Annotated in this window: 10 protein-coding genes and 2 pseudogenes; 1 reads left to right on the top strand and 11 read right to left on the bottom strand. The window is 42.9% G+C overall.

What is annotated here, in order from left to right; genetic code table 11:
* Window positions 1-2: 2 nt before the first annotated feature.
* Together NXV01_RS16795 and NXV01_RS16790 are read right to left on the bottom strand one after the other, a co-directional pair.
* Complete coding sequence (locus NXV01_RS16795) at window positions 3-488, bottom strand: threonine/serine exporter family protein (RefSeq protein WP_004318282.1); 486 nt, start codon at window positions 486-488, stop codon at window positions 3-5.
* 1 nt (window position 489) lies between these two features.
* Window positions 490-1,257 (bottom strand): threonine/serine exporter family protein, encoded by a 768-nt coding sequence (locus tag NXV01_RS16790; RefSeq protein ID WP_217723518.1) that lies wholly within the window; start codon window positions 1,255-1,257, stop codon window positions 490-492.
* 77 nt (window positions 1,258-1,334) lie between these two features.
* Here NXV01_RS16790 and NXV01_RS16785 point away from each other — a divergent pair, with 77 nt between their 5' ends.
* Complete coding sequence (locus NXV01_RS16785; RefSeq protein ID WP_122137857.1) at window positions 1,335-2,591, top strand: MFS transporter; 1,257 nt, start codon at window positions 1,335-1,337, stop codon at window positions 2,589-2,591.
* A 106-nt stretch (window positions 2,592-2,697) separates the two neighbouring features.
* On the opposite strand, the gene NXV01_RS16780 is transcribed toward NXV01_RS16785, so the two are convergent.
* The 9 genes and pseudogenes from NXV01_RS16780 to NXV01_RS16740 form a co-directional block, all read right to left on the bottom strand.
* On the bottom strand, window positions 2,698-2,949 hold the full coding sequence (locus NXV01_RS16780) for a hypothetical protein (RefSeq protein ID WP_148366726.1): 252 nt from the start codon (window positions 2,947-2,949) through the stop codon (window positions 2,698-2,700).
* An 82-nt stretch (window positions 2,950-3,031) separates the two neighbouring features.
* Window positions 3,032-3,583 carry an RNA polymerase sigma factor gene (locus NXV01_RS16775; protein ID WP_195650111.1) on the bottom strand — a complete coding sequence of 184 codons (552 nt, stop codon included), beginning with the start codon at window positions 3,581-3,583 and terminating at the stop codon, window positions 3,032-3,034.
* Between the two features lie 176 nt (window positions 3,584-3,759).
* Window positions 3,760-6,876, bottom strand: coding sequence for a DUF6298 domain-containing protein (locus NXV01_RS16770; protein ID WP_259023456.1), 3,117 nt, complete (start codon window positions 6,874-6,876; stop codon window positions 3,760-3,762).
* Window positions 6,877-6,906: 30 nt separating this feature from the next.
* Window positions 6,907-8,590: pseudogene (locus tag NXV01_RS16765) on the bottom strand (polysaccharide lyase).
* Between the two features lie 57 nt (window positions 8,591-8,647).
* The gene (locus NXV01_RS16760) at window positions 8,648-13,078 is read right to left on the bottom strand and encodes a two-component regulator propeller domain-containing protein (RefSeq protein WP_347035070.1); all 4,431 of its coding nucleotides are present in this window, start codon (window positions 13,076-13,078) and stop codon (window positions 8,648-8,650) included.
* A 169-nt stretch (window positions 13,079-13,247) separates the two neighbouring features.
* Window positions 13,248-15,902 (bottom strand): glycoside hydrolase family 2 protein, encoded by a 2,655-nt coding sequence (locus NXV01_RS16755; protein WP_259022931.1) that lies wholly within the window; start codon window positions 15,900-15,902, stop codon window positions 13,248-13,250.
* Between the two features lie 180 nt (window positions 15,903-16,082).
* Window positions 16,083-18,443 carry a DUF5703 domain-containing protein gene (locus tag NXV01_RS16750; RefSeq protein WP_409012934.1) on the bottom strand — a complete coding sequence of 787 codons (2,361 nt, stop codon included), beginning with the start codon at window positions 18,441-18,443 and terminating at the stop codon, window positions 16,083-16,085.
* A gap of 22 nt (window positions 18,444-18,465) precedes the next feature.
* On the bottom strand, window positions 18,466-19,902 hold the full coding sequence (locus tag NXV01_RS16745) for a sialate O-acetylesterase (protein ID WP_234132139.1): 1,437 nt from the start codon (window positions 19,900-19,902) through the stop codon (window positions 18,466-18,468).
* A 123-nt stretch (window positions 19,903-20,025) separates the two neighbouring features.
* Window positions 20,026-23,338 (bottom strand): annotated as a pseudogene (locus tag NXV01_RS16740) (glycosyl hydrolase).
* Window positions 23,339-23,528 lie beyond the last annotated feature (190 nt).

Below are 23,528 nucleotides of genomic sequence, written 5' to 3'. Positions count from 1 at the left end.
TTTTAATGTCTTGTTAATGAAAAGGCCCTATGTGGGAACAGGAACATCGGGAAAGTAGCTCCTACTGCCAACATGAAAATCACTGTACTTGCTATCAGAGTGTTAGAGAAGAACATTGACATGAACTTGTCCAGCTTATCCGGATCATTCACATTCTGCAGGCACATGATGAGTGAAAATACCATGTTGTAGGCAAACTTACCCGGAATCATGGGAAGCAATGCCGGAATGTAAAGTACTGTCATCGGGCAATATACTTTTTTCCCCAGCCACAAACTGCCGAAGCCGATAACTAATCCGGCAAACAAAGAACCTGTGGCAATATCCACACCTAAATAAGTCATTAAGCAAAAACGACAAGCGTGCCCCAATGCTGCCAGTATAGCAATCATCTTGAATGCACGCAAAGGAGGATCGGAAATCGCACCAAATCCTATACCTGCTACTGCTGCAAAAAATCCATCAGTAAGAATGTCAAGTGCTATCATATCAAATTAAACTGTTTTTTACCATTAATAATGTGAAGGAAAGTCCGATAGCGATGCTGACAATTAACAAAGAAGCTTCTGTCAGACGGGCAAATCCTGTTAACACGTATCCTTCTACTACATCAATCACGCCATTAATCAAAGGAACACCGGGCACAAGATAAAGTACGCTGGTTGCCATTGCGATCTCCGAGGTTGTATCGAAAATCAGCGCGGTGGAAGCACACAGGGAAGCAACAAAAGCCGAGACAATAAATACGACGTAATGGTTGATCTTCTTCATCTGCATTTGTTGTTTCAGGTAGAATCCTGTAATAGTAGCAGAAAATACAATTCCCATGGAAATTAAATCACCACCGAACAATTTACAGAAAGACGCATTGGCAAATCCTACTAATAATAAAACGAAAAGAGGGTGTATCCGCGGAGCAGAAATAATCTTTTTATATCTATCTTTCAATTCCTCCAATGACAAATGATGGTCTACTGCTTCCCAGCTCAAGGCACTTAACTCTGAATTATGCTCAAAACTGATCGGGTGTGCAGGAATGTCTATAACCTCATTACAAGCCTCGTTTGTGTCTTTGTCTATAATAGTCAGAATGATATTTCTATGAAATACGCTTAATTTTACATCTAACCCGAAAGCCTCTCCGATACGCTTTGTATTGCGTACTACCCGCGAGGTGTGTACTCCGGCTCCCATTAAATGGGCTGAATATTCTGCAATAAATTTACCTATGGATAATAAAGATTCGCCTGTCTTCATGAATTTGATATTTTTTAATCGGGCGCAAAAGTACAAAAAAAATAGATACCTTTGCCGCGATTAAAAATAAAAAATGCATGAATAACCAATTTACGCATCCCAAAGAGAGAATACGTTTTGCCATATTGACTTTTTTCTTTGCTCAAGGACTTTGTATGGCAAGTTGGGCTAGCCGGATTCCTGATTTCAAAGATGTTTTTGCTGCAAATTATGCCTTTTATTGGGGATTGATCTTGTTTATGATTCCTGTAGGAAAATTTGTGGCGATACCTTTGGCGGGCTATCTTGTTTCGAAGTTGGGAAGCCGGAGTATGGTACAGGTCAGTATTCTGGGATATGCTTCTTCCTTGCTTTGCATCGGACTGGCTCATGAAGTCTATCTGCTGGGCTTTTTACTATTTTGCTTCGGTGTGTTTTGGAATTTGTGCGATATATCATTCAATACACAAGGGATTGAAGTGGAACGCCTGTATGGTAAAACCATTATGGCAACTTTTCATGGAGGATGGAGCTTAGGAGCATGTGCCGGGGCACTTATCGGTTTTGTGATGATTCTGGCAGGAGTCTCCCCTATCTGGCACTATACACTTATATTCATTGTCATCTTTATAATAGTGCTTTCCGGACGAAACTATTTGCAGGAGAGCGCACCGCAGCAAGTGGAGGTTTTTGAAACGAAGGAAAGAAGTATGGCCAAAGCCCCCAATGGCTTCCGGTTATTGTTTCAAAAACCGGAAATGTTGCTTTTGCAGCTAGGACTTGTCGGGCTGTTTGCACTGATTGTAGAAAGTGCGATGTTCGATTGGAGTGCCGTTTATTTCGAATCAGTAGTTCACGTACCTAAATCGTTGCAGATCGGTTTTCTTGTGTTCATGATTATGATGGCAACAGGGCGTTTTTTGACTAACTACGCTTATCAGCTTTGGGGAAAGAAGAAAGTCTTGCAACTGGCGGGTAGCTTTATTTGTATCGGCTTTTTTATCTCTGCCTTGTTAGGAGGTGTTTTTGAATCTATGGCTATGAAAGTCATCATCAATTCATTGGGTTTTATGCTGGTCGGTTTGGGAATATCTTGCATTGTACCTACTTTGTATAGCTTCGTAGGAGCCAAATCGAAAACACCGGTCAGCATTGCACTTACCATTCTGTCAAGTATCAGTTTTATAGGTTCGCTGATTGCTCCTCTCCTTATCGGTGCCATTTCACAAGCATTCGATATTCGTATTGCTTATATGATTATTGGCATATTGGGTGGATGCATTGTATTAATTGTCAGCTTCAGCAGCGCTTTCGATATTCAGGAATCCACAGGAAAGCCTGAACAGGATAAATAAAAAACACAGTCTTTCACAGTGTTTAAAATTAAACTTCCTGTGAAAGACTGCGTCAATCTTTTAATGCCTTAACTAACCTAACACTTTATCTAACTATCTAACCTATCTACAAAATACCCGAAAAATCTTTTATACTACTAATAATCCTATCTTTTAATTCGTTATTTTCAACTATTGAGAAGTCGCAGACTACATTTGCCGGAGCCAATAACACGGCTTTAGCTTCTTCTGCATCTGCCATCTCTTCCGGGTGCTCTCTGAAATAAGTTTCCCATTGGGAAGCTGATTGTGGAGTTACACCCAGCACATAGTTGATAAAATCATCATCCGTCAAAAAATCTTTTACCTTTGAGCACATATCGCATCCTTTTTAAGCGTTTACATAAATAGGACGACGTTATCCTGTATATGTACTCAACCAGTTTATCTTTTTACTAAAATTAACTTGCCAGAGTACGCAACTTTGTCAGTCCGCGATGCATCAAGTTGCGTACAGACTGATAATTCATATTCATAATCTCACAAATATCCTCGTATTTCTTTTCTTCTATATAATATAAGGTAAGCGCTTCACGCTGGCGGGGAGATAATTGATCCAGCAGACGTCTAACCAATGAAAATTCATTCTTGCGCTGTTCTTCTTCCATATAATCATCTTCTACATCTGTAGGAGTAGCCACGCTAACTTCCTCTACTGCCGTATCAGACATATACATACGTTTGCGAAGTTCATCACAAAGTTTATTCTTTAATGAGATGAATAAGTATGATCTCAAATTATCAATGATGCCTAATTCATCTTTCTTTGTATAGAGTTTCACGAAAATGTCATGAATACAATCTTTCAGCAACTCTTTATCAGTGGTCAACTTCAATCCGTAATTAAAAAGGACATTGATGTGCAAATTATACAGCTGTGAAAAAGCTGCCATGTTTCCCGCTTGAAAAGAAGCGAGTAAAGTTTCGGTTGAATGATTAGTCTGTTCCATCATAGCATTAATTCGATTGATTTGATGTTGCAAAACTAAGCAGTATCGACCGCAACCTTAGGTAAAATCTGGTTTGTGGATTGAAAAAACAAGTATCATGTTTTATAACACTCTTTTACTAGAATTTACCTATAAAAACCAAAAATCCCGCTGAAGACTCTTCAACGGGATTTTCTGTTTTATAGCTTATGGAACCAATAAATACCTTCTTTTTTATCAGGTACCTTTAGATTGTATAATCCATTTGTTTTCAATGATTTATTTATTGTTTCAATCTTTCCGGAAGCAGGGTGTATGTACTTTAATGCATACTTTCCGGACGATAATTGAACAGGAATTTCTGTTCCGGACTTGGAATAAATGATACTTCCAATATCAGATTTTACCATTTTCTTGTACTCATCCGTATTCGTTTTTTCCACTTCCATGGCTGCTGCATCCTTCAGGAATGCCTTATCTGTGCATGGAATTACAGGACATGAACCACCAGCCATGAATACAGCCCATCCCATAGCCGGATAATTCTGTGCGTAGAATGTCACTGCCTTCTGAGGAAATTTCTGTCGATACTCATAGACAGCTTTATATGCTTCATTGAAAGTGACCTTTCCTACTTTCATCTTACGCATGTGCTGACGCGGTGCCATATTCTTTCCACCTTCCGGTGCAAAGATCCCATCCGTCTTATAATGCCAGTAACGGATATCAATGATATCTACTATGGCAGCGCGTTTGGGGTCTGCAAGGATAGCATCCTGCACATCTTTCGTGGTACTTAATGCCACTTTGGCTTTCTTTCCGGTTTCAGTCTCCCATTCGGCTATCACATCCAACCAGAACTGTACGAAGTGCAACGGTCCTGTAAATTCAGCACTTGTCAACTGAATTACATTCGAATTGTCTGCGAAGTTATTCAGGCATTGACGTATATATTGCCTGTGCAATTCACGACGAACAGGATGGCTGACGTCATAGAACATATCCGCTACAAAGATTCGTTTGTCACCGGCAAATGGAGCAGGTTCAGGAAATCCGGTCTGATTGATGTTATTGCTGCTTCTCCACGGAGAATCTACCCAATGTGCACCGGCTTCCAGAATGTTGTGCTGGAAATAGTTCTCATGAAACAAAAGCAGTCCGTCTTTATTTCCCTTCTCCGCAAACTCTTTTAAACGACTCCAGTACCATGTATTGGGACGTTTCAAATCATATTTGCTCAATCCTTCCCACGCTGTTTCCTGACCGCTGCGTCCGAATGGCTGCTCATAGAAAGGTCCCCATACATCACCATCCCGACGGCGAATCCGTTCGTGGTCATCGCGACGGCGGTCATACCAAAGACCATAGTTCTGATCGAAAACAAGTATGTTTTTCTGTTTCATAAAATTGATAACAGAATCAATGCGGTCTGTCAATCCCAGTCCCTCGCGTCCCGGAACAAAGCGGGTAATGGCCGGACTTGCCTTTTTTAGATAATTGGTTTTGAGCTTTCCATTCCACCAAGGGGTGGTATGACTGTTTCCAACCAATAAAATACCATCCATTTGGATACGTCCGTTAGTTATAGTTACTTCCGGTTGAGTGTGTGATTGGATAGTAGAAGAATTTGCAGCTAATGAGGCTCCCCTCTTCTCTTTAATGTCATCAACTGATTTTACTCCGGCTGACTCCACCGAAGGAGCAAACTTATGATCGTCTATCCAATGTTCCAACGTTAACCGTGGATGATAAGCCTCTTTAGCCAGTTCCATAGCCACTTCAACTGTAGGGCTACTGGTTGCACTTGTATTTCTAGGCAAGATACGTGCACGTTCTGCACATTCTTTATTCAATCGTTCTTCCAATTGGGCATAAAAGATACTGCGAGGTTGTACGTGATTGTTGGATTGTTCCCATTCACCGTCACCGGAGAACTGCGCCCAACAGCCGTATGCACGGTTCATCGCATCCTTTGCCGGAGCATAACATTCGATTTCTGCTGCGGTACATTGCCAGAACAAGCTATTTGCCGTATTCCAACCGGCTCCATTTTTATCTTGTCCCAAATTCTTGAAAGTCAGGTTATGACCGTCGATATTTACCACATCGAACAACAGTCCACATGCCCATGCATCGATAGAGCCGCTGAATCCTAAAGATTCGTATGAATCACATTGTACAAAAGCGTTGGGGCCGGCTGCACAATATCCGGCAGCAAAGTCATGAATACCTCGTTCCGAGTAACAACGTTGAAATAAAGTTTGTTGTCCCAGTGTGTGGAAAGTGCAACGACGCATTCCTCCGATTTCTGAAACAGGTTCTCTTGAGATACAGTCTTCGACAGTGATTTTGGAACCTGTACGCTGAACAATCACGGCACTTCCTGCAAAATGTTTGAAATTGAGTTGTCTTACCCAACAGTTTTCCGCATTCTCAATGGAAATACCTGTCCAGCAATGATCTTCATCTTTAGGATAACGCTTGTCATAATCAGAGATCAGTGTCATATTCTCTACTCCACAATCGTAGATACGTCCGTTCCATTGATAAGTCAATAGAGAAGAAGCACCATATTTAGCATCCAGAGCTACAGTCAGCGGAGCATCCAATGTTATCCGGTTGCCATTTACTTCACAGACCCTTCTGTCCCAGGTCAGATCCATATCCCCTTCTTTCCATCCCAAAGCACTGATTCCTCCTCCAAAAATGTCACAACCCAAAGAGGCAATCCACTCCTTGCCGGAGGGACGGGCAACCATTACACGATCTCCTTTTTTCAAAGAAATACCTGAAGCCACTTCCAATGTTCGTGTGTTTACCGGAACATAGTTGGAAAGTATCTGCAAAGTGTCTTGTACATTCAGGTCATCTATTCCTTCCATATAAATAAGGGCACCTCTGCCTACGCCTTTCTTCAGCAGTATTGTTTTTTCTTTATTCGTTCCCCGCAATACAATTCCGGAGGTGGAGATACGAATACTGCCGGACAGGGCAAACTCACCCTGATCGAGCAAAACAGCTCCACGAAAACCGGAAGCATCGGGAGACAGCGAGGCTACATAATCAATGGCACGTTGAATACGTGCAGTGTTATCTCCTGCTTTCCAGGGGACAAACACAACATTGCGGACAGAAGGAATATCCTGTTCGGAGGATTTATATCCGCATGTAGAGAAATCGAGAATACGGTTTCCCCGATCATCATTCAGGTAAGTGATTTGGTCATTCTTAACCTGTAAAGCAAAGGTTTGCGCATAACTTTGCACAAACCCAATGCTCAATAATCCCAGAAGGATCGTTCTTACTTGTATATTCAGTCCAATCATCTTTAATCTTTTTTCATCTGCTTATAACAGACTTTTCCGTTTAGACAATGTATCGTAATTGTTCTTCAAATCTGTCCAGTCCACTTTCTTTTTAGTGTCTATACCATTGATATATTTTTCAATATTGGTATATCCGTCACCATTGCAGTCCATAGTTGCGTCGGTCGGGTCATTCGGATTCAGACCGTTAGCTATTTCCCAGGCATCCGGCATGCCGTCACCGTCCGAGTCTACTACTGCTTCTCCTTTATATTCGGGAAGTCCGCCTACCTGACGAATGTCTGTAATGATACCCTGCTTATAAGAATCAGCCGGTAACCGTCTTTTCACATAAGGAGAGACAAACTCCGGTGCATCTTTCACATAAATGGCTTTTCCTGTTTGCACAGTCTTTATAACACGGGCATCCACAGCGTCCCGTTTGGGGAAAGTAGCTCCTACATTATCCAATACAAAGTTATAAGCTTTTTTTGGTATCCATCACAGTAACCGGAGGCATTTTGAAAGCTTCGTCCGATTTAATTAAGGGCAGGAACTTTGTGGCATCCACATCTTCTTTCAGTTGTACGCCTCCGTCCCAGTTATCTTTTGTGACCTTGGCATTGCCATGAATAATATTCCCGTTTACATAAGCTTTTCCGAATGAGAGAGGTCTGCTTTTGTCACGTCCCGCTTCCGGTTTGAGAATACGATAAGAGATCGGTTTACCTAGCGGAGTGATGGGGCCGGGTTTAAAATAATTGTTTATCATGTTGTAGAAGCTGTTGTGGTCACCTCCGTCTACAGAACGATTCCACCAGTTGAATACAACATTATTGACGAAGTTAAAATCACCGTCCATACCCACCGAACTGTTCCGGCTGATGTTGGAAGCAAAGAGATTCCGGCAGAACATACTGTTATGACCACCGATGGTTGCACCAAAAGCATGGTTGTATGTATCCAGTGCTTCAGAGAAAATAGAATTTTGAATGGTAATGTTTACTGTCGGAAGTTTCAGACCGTGTCCGTCTGCCCCTCTGTTATATACATGACGGTAGATAGACATATTTTCATCCAATCCCCAACTGGCGGAGCAATGGTCTACCATGATATTTCCTACCGCATTCCCTCCTACCGCATCATCGCGGAAAGCCACGTCCTGCGCACCGCGACGGAAGCGCATATGACGAATCACGACATCGTGTGTATCGATCAGGAAAGATTGTCCGGTGATACAGATACCATCTCCGGGAGCTGTTTGTCCGGCAATGGTTACATAAGGGGCGCGTACACTGATCGGGCTTTTCAGACGGATCACTCCCGAAACATTAAATACAATGATACGTGCACCTCCTGTTTCACAGGCTTCGCGGAATGTTCCGGGACCGGAGTCTTCCAGAGAAGTGACAACAATCACTTTTCCTCCACGTCCACCGGGAGTATACATACCTCCGCCTTCCGCACCGGGGAAGGCCGGGATATTGCTCTTTATCAAATCTTCGGGTTTGGAGGCCCATGGCTTATAAGGGCGTCCTTTCTTTGCTTCTTCTAAAACTGTCGGCAAAGCTTTTTCCCATGCCGCGTCGGATTTCCGTTCGAACTCCGCTTCTTGTTTTGCTCCTCTTTCTTTTACCGAGTCCGGAATTACAGGATACTGGGCTGCCACAGGTAGTACACAGGCAACCAGCATCCACGCTGATAATACTTTCTTCATGTTATTCATTCTTTCGAATCTTAATAGGTTTCTAAAAGGACGATTAAGAAAGCATTTTGTAATCGGTTATCTCTCTCCTTTCCGCCATTCATTCATGTATTCACGAGGGGTTTGATTATATTTCTTCCGGAAACACTTGCTGTAGTATCCCGAATCCTTGAATCCGACAGCAAAAGCAATCTCGGAAACACTTAAATCCGTGTTCTTAATCAGCTCGACTGATTTATTCAAGCGAATCTCTTTTACCAGATCTACAGGGGCCAGACCGGTAAGACTCTTTAGTTTCTTGAAGAATGCCGAACGACTCAATCCGATACCGGATGCTATGGTGTCAATATTAAAATCACTGTCGTCCATATTTTCTTCAATGACCTGATGTATCTTTTCTAGGAACTGTACGTCTTTCTTTACCAAATATTGTTCGTAGCTGTCTTCTTCGGTCGTTGTCTGGTTTTCCATTTGCTGGCGGATTCGTTCACGGAACAATTTCCGTTCGGCAAGCAGCTGGTCGATACGTGCCAACAGGTATTCCTTGCTGAAAGGTTTGGTGATATAGGCATTTGCTCCTAAAGTAATAGCTTTGGTCTTGGCGCCTTCATCATTTTTCGCGGTCAGGATAATAACAGGAATATGGCTGATCTGGAAATCTTTGCGGATAGATTGCAACATTTCAAGGCCGTCCATTTCAGGCATCATCTGATCGGTCACTACGATATCAGGATGATACAGGTGCACTTTCTTTAAACCTTCTACTCCGTTATTGGCAATATGGATATTGAACTTATCTTCCAACTGAAGTTTTATCAACTGGCAAAGGTCCTTATTATCCTCAACCAACAAAAGGGTCGGTAATGAAGCATCAATTTCCGGTTCTTCTTCTGTATCTTCTTCGGATATGGCATTGGCAACAGGTTCCTGTTCCACAGAAACGGGAACTGTTTCCGTACCTCCCACATAAAAGTCAACTTCCGACGGACGATAATGCTCCTTATCCATCAGGAGTTCCACAATAAACACTGCCCCCTGTCCTTCAGGACTTTCAGCACGAATCTGTCCGTGATGAAGATTAACGATTTCCCTTGAAAGTGCCAATCCGATACCTGTGCCCTGATAATAGGAGTTTTTCGCATTCTCTCCTTGTGAGAAGCGTTCAAAAATCTCGGTCAGTTTATTTTGTGGAATACCTACCCCGTTATCTTCCACCCGTACATAACAACATTTTCCGTCGTCTGTCAATCCGGTAGTTATATAAATGCTTCCACCGGAATGAGTGAATTTGAATGCATTGGATATGATATTACGGATCACAATGCTCAATTTCTCCTTGTCCGCCCATACCATAATCGGTTCATCCGGTAACTGGAAAGTGAAACTGATTTCATTTTCTTCGGAAAGCACGCGGAACTCTTTCTGGAAAGAGGCTATCATCTCATTAAAATCAATCAATGACACATGCAAACGCATTTTCCCGTTTTGAATCTTCCGGAAATCAAGTATCTGATTCACTAATTGCAGCATCTGATTGGTGTTCTTCTCCATCAAATCCACATATTGCAATCCTTTCGGAGACAGCTTTTCACGTTCCCTTAATTCTTGTATCGGACCTTTTATCAATGTCAAAGGAGTGCGCAATTCGTGGGATATATTGGTAAAGAACTTGATTTTCATCTCCGAAACTTTTTGTTCGATATAAATATCGTTCTTCATTTTAATCATGAAGAAAGCCAGACGCAAACTAAAATAGAGAGCTGCCAGACCCAAGATCACATAGATAAGAGTTGCCCACCAGCTTAACCACCAAGGGGGAAGAATGGTGACGGCCAGCGTGCAGTTGGAAACAAGTTCCGGATTGGCTTCATCCATTGTTTCTACACGGAATGTATAATCTCCGGGAGGCACATTGGTGTAGGAAGCGATGCGATTCTTCCCGTTATAATGCCACTCTTTTTCATAACCTTCAAGTATATAACGGTATGACACCCGGTTCTGATTATAGAAATTCAATGCCGCAAATTCAATCGTGAACATGGATTGATTGTAGTTCAGCCGGATTGCTTTGGCGTATGTGATGGATTCTTTTAAAATCGGACATTCGCGGAAACTACGCAAATCGCGATTGGATACTTTGAAATCAACGATACGTGTATCATAATTTGTATGCAGTGTTTCCAGTTTGTCAGGAGAGAATGTCAGGATTCCCTGACGAGTGCCAATCCACAAGTCTCCATTCAATGTCCGGAGTGCACTGCCCTCTTCCAACTCCACGTTCAGGAAACCGTCGTATTTGTCGTAATTGCGGAACTGCTCGGTAGCTTTGTTGAAGCAAGACAAACCTATTTCCGTTGTAAACCACAAGTTGCCGTTTTTATCTTCTACGATGGACTTGACTACGTCGTTATTCATTCCTTCACGGATACCATAAGATTTGAAAATAGGTTCCCTCTTTTCCTTGTCATAACGAACCAGTTTATTCAAACCGCCTCCGAACACACTCACCCAGATTTGAGAATCAGTATCTTTGTAGAGTACATAAATATCGTTATCCGCTACATTCGAGTTTTCACTGACTTGACGGTACGTTTCAAACTGAATCTGTTCGGGCGTGGAAAAATGCCCGTCGAAAGACATCAAACCATCCATAGTTCCTACCCAGATACGTCCGTCTTCATCTTCCGTCATGGTACGTACCTCCATATAAAGGCCGTATGCAGGATATTGTTTCAGTCCATTGTATTTATGGATGAAGGTGATGGCTCCATTTTCTTCGGAAATCAAATTCAGTCCTCCACCTAATAGTCCTACCCAGATGCGTCCCCGGCTGTCCTGATAAGTAAAGTATACATCGTTGTTACTGATAGAATTCGGGTTCTTGGGATCATTGATATAACGGGTAAAACGCAACCCGTGCGGAGAATTCATATCCGGTTCAGCTTTGACAAGCCCATTTCCTTTGGTGGAAAACCAAAGATTACCGTCCTTGTCTTCCATAATATGATATACAGTTCCCAATAGATAGTTCTTATCCGAGAAGATCTGTTTCACTTGTCCGTTACGATCCAGACGGTACAACGCCTGCCAACGGGTTCCTACCCAGATATCGCCATTTTGTGCCTGGAAGAGGGCACGTATCCCCTGATTCCAGGAGTTTGATCTCTCGGGTATTAGCGGAGAAGGAGAAACTTCCGTCAACAGTTGGAATTGCTTTTTGGGGAAATTAAGTCTGTATACTCCGCTGCTTGTAGATGCTAACCAGAGGATTCCATCTTTGTCCAACAGAAGATGGAAAAAAAGCTGGTTGGGAAGATCATCCGAGAAAGGTTTTAATTGGTTAATACGGGTCATTTCCAGTTTTTCTCTGTCGAATAGAAGAATTTCTCCTCCCGGGGTCATGAAGAACATACCTTGTTCACCGGCATCCTGCATTTCAAAATTGCCGATGGCATTCTGATTGGGGAATGTAAATCGGTGGTGGCTTCTATTCAGAGGATCATAATAGGTCAATGCCTGATTACCCTCCTGAAACCATACCTTATCATATTTATCATAAAATATGATTCCGCCGTCCTTTTCGGGGATGGTGAATGGAAGTTTGGTCAATTGTTTGTAACCGATATTATACTCGTACGTTCCTTCGTTAGTAGTGATGTACATCAGACCGGACTCTGTTATCAGCAGATTAGAAATCGGGCGTTTGATTTCCGGTATCTCATAACGGTTGACAACTCCATTTTGAGGATCAATACTATAAATGTGTCCTTTCTTATCTCCCAACCATAAGAATTTAGAATTATAGGAGGCACAAGTAAACTGATCCGGATTGGCAGATACCTTTTTCTGTATAAAGTCAGCGGGCTTGTCTTTCAGAGCCGCCCCTTTCCGGAGGGACAAAATCTGATAATCCATACCAATCCAATTGATAAATTCTGCAGTTTCGCAGAATACGTTATGTTTCAGACGCATATCATACACATTCACGTTGGGACGCGAATCGTGCAACTGCTTCATCGTTATTTTACCTTCCTTGTCGGTATATGCACGCAAAAGACTTTTATCTTTTGTCAACAACAATACATCCCCGTCTTCGGTTGTCTGAATCTTAATAATCTGGATGTTCTCCGAATATTCTTTTACATCATCATAGACAGCATGGAAACTCTCGTGTCTTTTATCGAACAGGTAGAGTTTGCGGTCGATGGTCTTAATCCACAGAAAACCATTTTTATCTTCCACGATACGCTGAATCTTACGTGGTGGAATGTCGGTGGAATAAAAACCGTCATGATTATCATAGGAGCGAAACTTGCTTCCATCGAAACTACATAATCCATACCATGTGCCAAACCAGATAAACCCATCCTGTCCCTTTAAAGTGCAGTTGACGATATTATTGGGCAACCCGCGTTCGGCTGTGTAGTGTTCTACAATCATATTCGGATAGGCAAAAGCATAAATGCCTATCATGGATAGTAATAGTATTAGAATATTTCGTTTTCTCATTGGTGGCTATAATTGGAATTAAAACGTACCCCAAAGGTAATCTTTTTTTTGATATAAGCTTATCATCATCATTCGTTTATACCATAAAGTTAGGCACAGATTACACGGATCTCACAGTTTTTGGAAATATTAATGTATAAAGCAACCATGAAATCCGTGTAATCCGTGCCTAATTCTCTGTCCCAAATTCAGTTTGCTGGCGTTCCACCTCATCCAATACCCGTTGACGTTCTTCTTCTGTCAGTTGTATTTTTCCTTCTGATGATTCTTTAAAAGAATTTACTTCCGGAACGGACGATGCAGTTCTGCGTTCTTCGTAAGTGGATTCCTCATAACAGAAAGGCAGTTCTGCCGGAATGCTTTCCAGTTCTATTTCAGTCGCTGTTGGAGCTTGGGTTCCCTCAAACTGTACACGGGCTTTCACTTTCATCTTTCCGGCTTTCCGGGTGGAACGGATCAACACGGGAGCAGAACCAAATTCCACTGTACGGGGATTGGCGCCGATAGTAGCATCTCCGATGATTTCTCCTTCACCTTCTATGGTGAAAACAATGTTCTCTTTTGCCAGACGGCGTACATTTCCACTATCATCGGTTACTTCGGCAACAACAACGATAAAGTCGGAGCCGTCAGCTATCAGGTTCACTTTTTGAGTATCTACATAGAGGCGTAGTTTCGTGGAACGCCGGGAAGGCATTTTCTTTTGCGTGCATACTACTTTTCCGTTGATGATCCCTTCGGCCACCATATTTACTTTTTGCCAGTTTTTTTGAGTATAGCTATATCCGCGTGCTTCCCAAAAATCCCAGACATTTTCGAATACAACCGGTGCATTCGGCATATGTCCTTTGGCATGGACTACCGGTTTCGTCCAGGTTTTCGTTCCATCATAAATAGAAAGACGCACAGAATCACAGTTGGTAAATATAACCACGTCTTTATCGGAAAACTGAGACATTTCATGAGCAATGAATATCATCGGACCACATTCTGCCAATGGATGCTGAAGACCGGCAAGCGACTGGCTACGGAACATTTCGTATGCATATTTCTTCTGACGGAAAGCATCGTAGATGCCACCCCAGTAAGGGTCAGGATGATAACCGCGCTGATGATCGAACGGATGCCATTGCGCACCACCGATAAATAAACCGGTAGTACGATACATCTCGTCATAACTCTTTGCCAGTGAAAGTGCCTGTACCAATAACGGGCGTTCTCCCCAACTGCGGCTGGCACGGTTGTTATTATTGTGAGCATACCAATCATCCACATTCTCTCCAAATTCACGGGTGAAAATACATTGTTCCGGCCTGTCTTCTTTTTCGTCATCACCCGGCCAGCCATAAACAACATCGTAATGTTCTTTCACTCCTGCAGAATGAACATCGGCAGCGGCTACCGGACGTCCCGGATAAGGATATTCCTCTTTGGTGATTTCAAGAGCCTTTAATGCAAAATCAAGTGGATAGCGAGTCTCATTCAATATGGGTTCCCACATTAGTACGGAAGGATGGTTACGGTCGCGACGAATCATTTCACGGGTATTCTGATGAACCAACTCACCGAATTTCGGATCTTTGTTCCAGTACTGCCATCCCGGAGTAGCGACAATCACAAACAGACCGAGTTCATCACAAGCATCCATAAAGGCAGGATCTTGCGGATAATGCGCCACACGAATAATGGTGCATCCGGCATCACGCAGACGTTTGGCATCACGCCATTGCTGTGAGTTCGGTAAAGCATTGCCTACATAGGCAAAATCCTGATGGCGATTTGCTCCTACCAGTTGACCGAAAGGTTTTCCATTCAGCCAGAAACCGTCTTTTCCACGAAATTCTGCCAAGCGAATACCGACACGGGTAATGCCGCCATCCATAGATTTATTTCCTTTTTTAATACGGGATTGTACTCTATATAAATAAGGTGTATCCGGTGACCAGAGTTTTGGATTCTTCACTTCCATCTGTTGCTGGATGGATTTCTTCTCTCCCGGTTTTAAAGACAGCTTTCCGGAACAGTGTTTGATTACTTTTCCGTCAGCATCTGTCAAAGTCGTTTCTACAGTGACCGATTCAGTACGTACATCCTCATTCTGAATTTCCGTATTTACATATACTTGTGCACTCTTTTCACTGATCTTATCAAAATGCACGAATACGCCTCCACCGCCAACGGCTTGTGAATCAATGGCATCGGTGATAGCTACCGGAGATTTGGCAATCATCCATACATCACGATAGATGCCGCCATGATAGGCGAAGTCTAGTGTATATTGGCGTTTTCCGGGGGGATAGGATTTGTCATCACTGTTGTCTGTGAAAACAGCAAGCAGGCAGGAGTCTCCGGCTTGTACGCCATTGGCTGTCAAATCCAGAGTGAAAGGTAGATAACCTCCCAAATGTTCCTGGATGCGTTTGCCATTCAGATAAAGAATCTGTTTACCCATGGCTGCTTCAAAATGAAGAACAACCCGTTGGCCTTTTGTTTCGGCAGGGAGAACAAAATGTTTACGATACCAGGCTGGTCCCTGATAATTACGGCATCCACTTCCTTCGGCAGGCATTAATTCTACCGTATGGGGAGTGGAAACTACTTTCCAAGAACGGTCATCAAAGTTTACTGCTTCTGCTCCCCGGACATCGCCTTTGAAAAAGAGCCATCCCGGATTGAAATTATAAACTTGTCGCCCACTACCGGGAAGCTGGATAAATCCGGCAACCGATGTTTCAGGACGGTAAGTTTCTGTCGCCTGTCCTTTTTCGATTCCTAAGAACAGTAACAGAAAAGATGATAAGATGATAAACGGTCTTTTATTCATAGTTCTTTATTTATATATTTCATTCGAGTTTTCACCACAGAGGACGCAGAGGACACAGAGTTTTTTTGTAATATATTGTTAGTTCTGTCATTCTGCTTGTCTAAGAATCTCCTCTCTATATGTACACAAAGGGAGTAAATTCTTAGACTATACGTTCCCTTAGACAGATAGATTTACTGTTTAAAAAGCCTCTGTGTCCTCTGCGTCCTCTGTGGTGAAAAAAATCTCATTTTCAATCATTATAATGATATCTTTCTTTCTACTTTCAGGTAGAACTTTCAAGTTTGTTACTTTCCCGTCTTTCAGAGTAGCTTCTACTGTTGTTTCACCAGGAGCATGCAGTTTGAAATGTACATTCCATTCTTTCGGCCATGCGGGGAAAAGAAGTATTTGTTCTCCGTTTGTTTGCAATAGCATTTCCTGAAGTCCTATCATGCCGCTACCTCCCCAATTATGGTCGGGTGTCCAGTCATAGCCCGGTCCCCAAAAAGCAGGAAAGCGGTGCGGCCCGTTGGAGAGTTTGGCAAGGGATAACCTTTTCGCTTCTTGGGTCAGTCCCAGGCAAGCCGCCCAAATGTTGTCCTGTTTCCATCCGATATGCGAACGGAATTTGATGGCATCCGAATCATAAAAATAGGTATTGCGTGCTATGTCCAGATTCTCCTTTCCTACTCCATAAATACGCCATGGAAATACCGGATAAAGTTGTGGCGTTTCGACATTGTTAATTCGTTCCCAACTTACAGCAGGCGAAATTGTTCGCTTCAAAACCGGAGCAAGAGTAGGATTCAACGTATCTTTTATTTCTATGTACCGCAATGGAATCGGAGGAATTGTCTTTAGCATCTCTTCTTTCTTTCCATAAGTTTCCAATACTGTTTTTAGAGCTGCGATGGTGCTGCTGGCATTATTGGTCATTTTATATGTCTCACAGGCAGAACCCGGAAAAAGAATCAGATGTCCGTTGCCATCCAGCGCCTTCCGTCCCCGACGGGAAGCAAGTTGCCGATAATGTTCGTCGAAGAATGTCAGTGAACTTTCAATCAAAGGCAAATAAGGGGTGATATCAGCATTCGCATAGTTCTTTGTTTCCAGTATCATCTGGCAGAATTCGAGAATCGTATCCCATTCATATTCCAGCCAGGCATTATATTCCAGCCCTTTGTCGAACCAGTCCGGCCGTTTGAAACCATACTCTGCGGGATTGGGCAGACCGAAATTTTCTATTTGTTCGCAGAAGCAAGCTCCGTCATGTTGCCAATATACACGACTCCTCCATTCAGCATTCTTCAACATACGGTTATAGAAATCAAACTGGGAAGGCATCATATCGAAGTCCCCGCTTTTCAGCATCGGCCAATAAACCAGGCGTTGATTCTGTGCTGTCATTGTACCACCTCCCCATTTCCGGTAGTCGGGAGTAAAGGATTGTTTTTCGTCGATGTAACAAGGATCAAAAGTGAACAGTCCGCCATTGAATTTAGTTGGTACGCTACCGTAGGCATTACAACCCAGCATGTAACGGAAAAGAGTGTAGTTTCTGGTTATTTCTTTTGCTTCTCCCTCCGCTTCAATGAAGCTGCGTTGCCAGAAAGCATTCCACCACGAACGGGTTTGCTTTTTATCCTGTATGAGAATCTTCGATGAGACTTTGCCTTGCGGGGCTATTCTTTGCAAAGCAGTTTGCAGTCCCTGCTCCCACTGTTCTATTGTTTCTGTTTGGGCTGTATGCAATACAATACAGAAATGTTCTTTTCTGGACGCTTTGGAAGAACGGAATTTCCAGGCGCGGTAGTCTGTTCCGGCATACACGCCATCCGTGGTGCCTATAAATTCAAGGTTTTCTCCGAACAGGATTCCTCCGAAAGTTAGATTTTTCAAAGGATTCATCATTTCAGACTTTACTTCGTCCATTCCCTGTTGGATCACAACAGCATCAAAAACAGTCTGTTCCGGATTGCGATGGTAGAACAGGAGTTGATTGGCAGAATGATTGGTTTTGCCTAAAGAAATAAAGTCAGCCGCTGTCACAGAACCTTTCGGAGGAGCCCATTTGTAAGAACATTGTTGTCCCTCTCCTTTCCTGACAGGTCGTTCCTGATAGCGCCAATTCTCATAAAAAACTTCAGTTTGTAACGCTTGTGTATTGGTTACCTCCACGTGTATAACCGGATGAAAAACATCTACCCAGAATTGTATCTGCGTGTTTCCTGCTGCAACTTCTACATATCCGTCCTTCAGTTTCAATTCTTGACGAAAATCTTTCGTATCTTTAAAAGGATTGGGGGACAGACGGAGACGTATGCGTCCTTGTTTTAGCAGACAGTTGTTTTCGTCGAATGTGCCGCTACGGCTCACATAGAACATAATGTCACCCTCTTCTACCCATATATTCATCCCGATATCTCCGCCACCACAGGGCATGGATTCTGAAGAATTGCGGCTAGGAGTATTCCAAATGACATTGGCATGTTGGCTCCATAGAGCCGACACGCCAACAAATATGAATAAGAGAACAAAAACTCTACGCAAATGATTCATAATTTATAATTTCATTAGCAGTTTACCAATCATCCGAACGAAAAGAACCTAAAGGCAATCCGTCACCATATACATCTCCCTCCACATAGTTTTCAAAACAATATCGAACAGCTACCGGGTGCGGCACTTTATCGCTTTTCACCAGCATCTTGCTACGTTCTATCCATGCTTTAGCCGGATAAAACACCTTGTCTTCGCCGGCTACCTGAAAGTTTTTCGACTCAAAACAGTTCTTGCCGCTAATCCACATATTTGCACGTTCAAAGCTAACGACTACTGTATCATTCTTTATTTCAATGCTTTTATAGTATGGACTTTCGCCATTCACGCCTTCCACTCCGTAAGTTTTAGTCAGGGCGAGAAGTGCCAAACGTTCTCCGGCAACTTGCTTTTTTGCCGGGTGGATTCCTTTTTCCATACCTGCATCCAGTAATACGGCCATGCCACTGTTGGGTACACGATGTTCTACTTTTGCCTGTGCCTCCCGAAGATAGGCGGAGTTTATCACTTCTTTACCTTTTTCTGTGATAATCCCATAATCATACGGAGCTATTTGGCAATAGTAAAAAGGAAAATCTCCCTGTTTCCATTCAGCGCGCCAGCCGTTTATCAATGCAGTAAACATATTCGCATACGTGTGCGCCCGATTCCAGTTATCTTCGCCCTGATACCAAATCACTCCTTTCATCGTCATGCCGATAAGGGGATGCAACATACCGTTGTACAGTACGGTCGGAGTACGGTTCTTTGATTTTATATCGGCTTCCGATTGAGGAATCTTTGCATCAGGAAAAGCTTTCAACCAGTCAGCGGTCATCCATGCTTCGCACGCCGATCCACCCCAGGCTGCAACTACCAATCCTACCGGAACCTCTACTATTTCATTGATTAACCTCCCGAAATAATAAGCCGTAGCACTGAAATCACGAACGTTGGCCGGAGTTGCTTCTTTCCATGAACCGATAACATCGGTCTGCGGAGTCAATGTAGAAGTACGTTTTACGGTAAACAAGCGAATTTTCGGATTCTTGCTGTGAAGAATATCCATATTGGCATTCTCCACTGGCTGATTCTTGAATCCTTTCATTGGCATTTCCATGTTACTCTGTCCGGAACATAGCCACAATTCACCTATCAATATGTTATTCAGTGTTTTTTTACTTCCATCATCAAAGGTGACAGTGTAAGGACCTCCTGCTTTGGGAGTAGAAACCGAAAGTTTCCATGCCCCGTTCTTATCGGCAGCTGCCACGTATTGCTTTCCATTCCAGCTGGTAGTTATGGTCACTTTCTTGTTGGGAGTGGCAGTTCCCCAAAGATTTGCATTTGTCTGTTGCTGCATCACCATGCCATCAGAAAAAATAGCCGGCAGTTTTACTTCTGCGTGTGTTGACAGGCAGGCGGCCGCAAGCAGAAAGCTAGCCAACATTGTACCTGTTTTAATAATTGAACTTTTCATTATAAGTATATCTTTATCATTTAAGTACTACATTATGATGAATTAGGCACGGATTACGCGGATTACACGGTTTATAAGAATCGTATTACATAAAGTAATAGCGTAATCCGTGCCTAAAAACTTTCACTCTATGGCAGAAAAACTCAAAGGGCCGAGTAATCCTGCCGGAAGCAGTTTATTTTCCTGTTTCCGGTATTTTGCATTGGTCCAAATGCCTTCAAATGGTGCTTTTCCTTCATCAGCTCCTTTCAAGGCATTCGCCCAAGTGTTCGTAACCTCTATTTCAAGTATATTGATTCCTTTTTTCAGAGTAGTTGTAATATCAGCACGATAAGGAGCTGTCCAAATGGTACCACAGTCTACGCCATTCACACGGACAGTTGCTAAATTACAAACCGTACCCAAATTCAGGTAAATCTGTTGGCCTTTTTTCAGTTTATTCTTCCAGCGGAAAGCCGTCTTATAAGTAGCTGTCCCCGAATAATAACGTATCTGTTCGTCCGGCTCTTTGCTCCAGTCGAAAAGTTCTTTCCGTGTGAGCGTTTTCTTGTTAGCTGCAAAAGTTATCATATATTCCTCTGCTTCCAGAGCTATATTTAAAGGCTCTTTGGCTACCTCCTTTTTCTCTTTCTGTAGTCTTGAGGAGTCCTCTCCATAACCTTCATGTGCTCCCTCCATAGGATATACGATGAATACGGACTCATAAGGAGCCAATGTGAGAGTAACTTCCGTCCGATTTCCATTGATACGATAAGAAGGACGGCTGTTCATTTCACCCGTCACCGGATTCCAACATTCCGGTTTCCTATCGTTGATACGCATACTTGCGGTAAATGTGCGTGTTTCTTCTCTTTGATTGGCGATAAAGTAAAGTTCGCCAAGTTCACCACGACGATGTGTCCAGGCAATATCTTCCGGTACAATCATGTCACGTTCCAACCCATATACGGAGAAATCATCCGCTGTATAAGGCAAAGAAGGTATCAATACACCCGCTTCTTTTAATTCATTGATCTTCTTCTGCACTTCCGAAGATAATACAGGTTCGGGATTCATCGGACGTGCAAGAGGAATTACCAATGCTTTATAGCTGGCTCCACCCGGCAGTGTCATTCTGCCGTCTTCCACTTTGGCCAGACGTAGTAACGCATCTTTATTAAAACTATCATAAGCGTATCCGCGAAGTGGATTCACCCATTTTTCGGGATCAGCCATATTGGCTGAATGTGTGACACCTACCGGACGCACACGCAAAGGTTGTCCCTCATTCGCCAAACGAATGCGTTCGCTTTCCACACGTTCCGCACCGAAAATTCCCGGAAGGGACGGAACCAATCGTTCCGGCAATATCGAACGTCTTGGCATTTCTTCACCTGTAAATACTGCAATATCTGTCACCGGATGTCCATATTGCAATAATGCCTGACAACGGGTAGCATATTCGGAAAATGCTTTTGCACCTTTATCCCACCAAGTCTGATCGCGTTGGAAGAAAAGTCCGATGCCATCCAATGTCATGCCGGGTTTGCAATCCAGCCAGGGATTATGTACATATACGTGATAGAAAAGACGATTGATTCCTAATGCGTAATTACGATCCAGCAAGGCTTTCAACATAGCAGGATATTTGTCCCACGTGCCGCGTACTTCGGTGAATCCTTCAGCCTGAATGATGTTCTTTCCGTAGATATGTGCCCCGCTAATAGCATCCAGCATATCATTCGGTTTATCATGGGTAGGGCTGTTCAGCCAAAATTCTCCCATAGGAAGATCTACCTTTTGGTAATGCAGCAAGCCATCGCTTACCATGGTCGGTGCTACACACTCCGCTGAAAACTGACAATCATATTCTTTGGCACAATCTGCCAATACCTGATAGAATACATCCACCACCAATTCGGCAATCGTTGTACGGACATCTCGCAGAATCTTTTCACTTCGTTCTGCACTTTCCATAGGAATACCTGCCAATAGTGGTAAATAAGGCATCAGGTCATAACCACGACGTTTCTGAAATTCTGCAGCGAAATTTGGATTCCAGTTCTGGCTTCCACATTCCCAACTATCTACATGCATATATTTCAATACACGACGTGCTACTTCTGGATTCGTCTTTACAAATGCTTGTGCAAACCAGTTATCAAATTGTTTTCGCACCGTTTTCGGATCGAACTTATCACATTCCAAGCCCTTTCCGCCACCGGCTGTTGCATTGGTATGTCCGGTAGCTGTATGTCCCATGCGGAGCAATTTCCATTTACCTTTAGGGAGAACAGCTGTGATTGTTTTTTCTTTAGAATGACTAGCCGGGGCATTCTTATATTGTTCCGTCAGATTAATAACCTGTGAAAGTGAATAGCAGTCCTCCTTTCCTATCTCCTCTTCTTTGGTAGATTCAGCAACACGCCATACCAGTCCGGTTTTTCCTTCCCACTGATTCAAACGGGCTTCCTGATGCAGGTGCAGTTGTTTGATCTTCAGATTAGGTTTCCATTTTGCGGCATCCATATCTTCACTTCCCGGTTCGCTCCCCTCGGGTGTCCAGTAGAAACGGAAATAACGGGCTGTAGTTGCAGGAATACTATGAGTAGAATTTTCATCTGTATTTTGCCATCCCTGACGGGCAGGGACTAGCTGTTTCACGAAACGATAATTTACGCCATCGTCACTTGCCATTACTTTCAAGCGATGTGCCTGATAATTATTGCCATTTAAAACGATTTCTATATTCCGGCAGGTAAAAGGCTGTTTATATTCATATTGAATATAGCATGGATACGAAGAACGGATAACGCCTGCCGCATCCATATTCACTGTTTGAGCAGATTTTACATTGTTCGCTGTTGCTAAGTTTACGCAAGTGATCTTTGCGGGCATTTCGTCTGCCGCATCCTCTACCGGCAAAGCAAATAGCGCAATATCTTCATAATAGTTTTCATAAGCTTCCGGCTGTGGCAGACGTAATGCATTGAGCTTTCCACCATCAATGATTGTATCGCTCCAAACAACTTTCTGCATTGATTCTTTCGGAGTAATCCAGGGGACCTCCTGCCAATGCAAAACCATCACAAATATGCATTCCCAGTTTCAACCCTAAACGGTCGGCTTCCTCCATGCTGAAACGCACCATTTCCCACCATTCAGGAGTCAACTGCTGTGCCTTGCCGTTATATTGTGTACCTTCACTAACCCCTTTGATCGGCATCAGATAAGTACCTCCGAGTCCTGCATGTTTCATCGCTTCCAAATCGGCAGTTATTCCTTCTTTGGACACAGCACCATACATCCAGTACCAAAAGGTCCAAGGCTTCGCTTCGTCAGACGGATTCTGAAATTGGTCGCGAAGTGAGCGTGTTTGTTGTGCATCGACAGGACATACAGCTGTCCATGCCAATAAAGAGAATGCAAATATTTGTTGCTTCAGTCGGCTTTTCATTCCAATACTATATTTTTTCTATAATGAAGACGAAAAAAGGACTGTTTTGTACTCACTATTTGTAGTTGAGATTAGAAAAGATGTAGAAAATGAAAGATGTAGAAGAATGGTTGTTTGTTTTTACATATATCATTCAGCACATCAACCATCAATATTGAAAGATCAGAATATTACTACCAGTTTTGTCTCT

Source organism: Bacteroides sp. BFG-606 (assembly GCF_024788145.1).
In the GTDB taxonomy this organism is placed as follows: Bacteria; Bacteroidota; Bacteroidia; order Bacteroidales; family Bacteroidaceae; genus Bacteroides; species Bacteroides vicugnae.
This window is presented reverse-complemented; position numbering and strand designations above follow the sequence as displayed.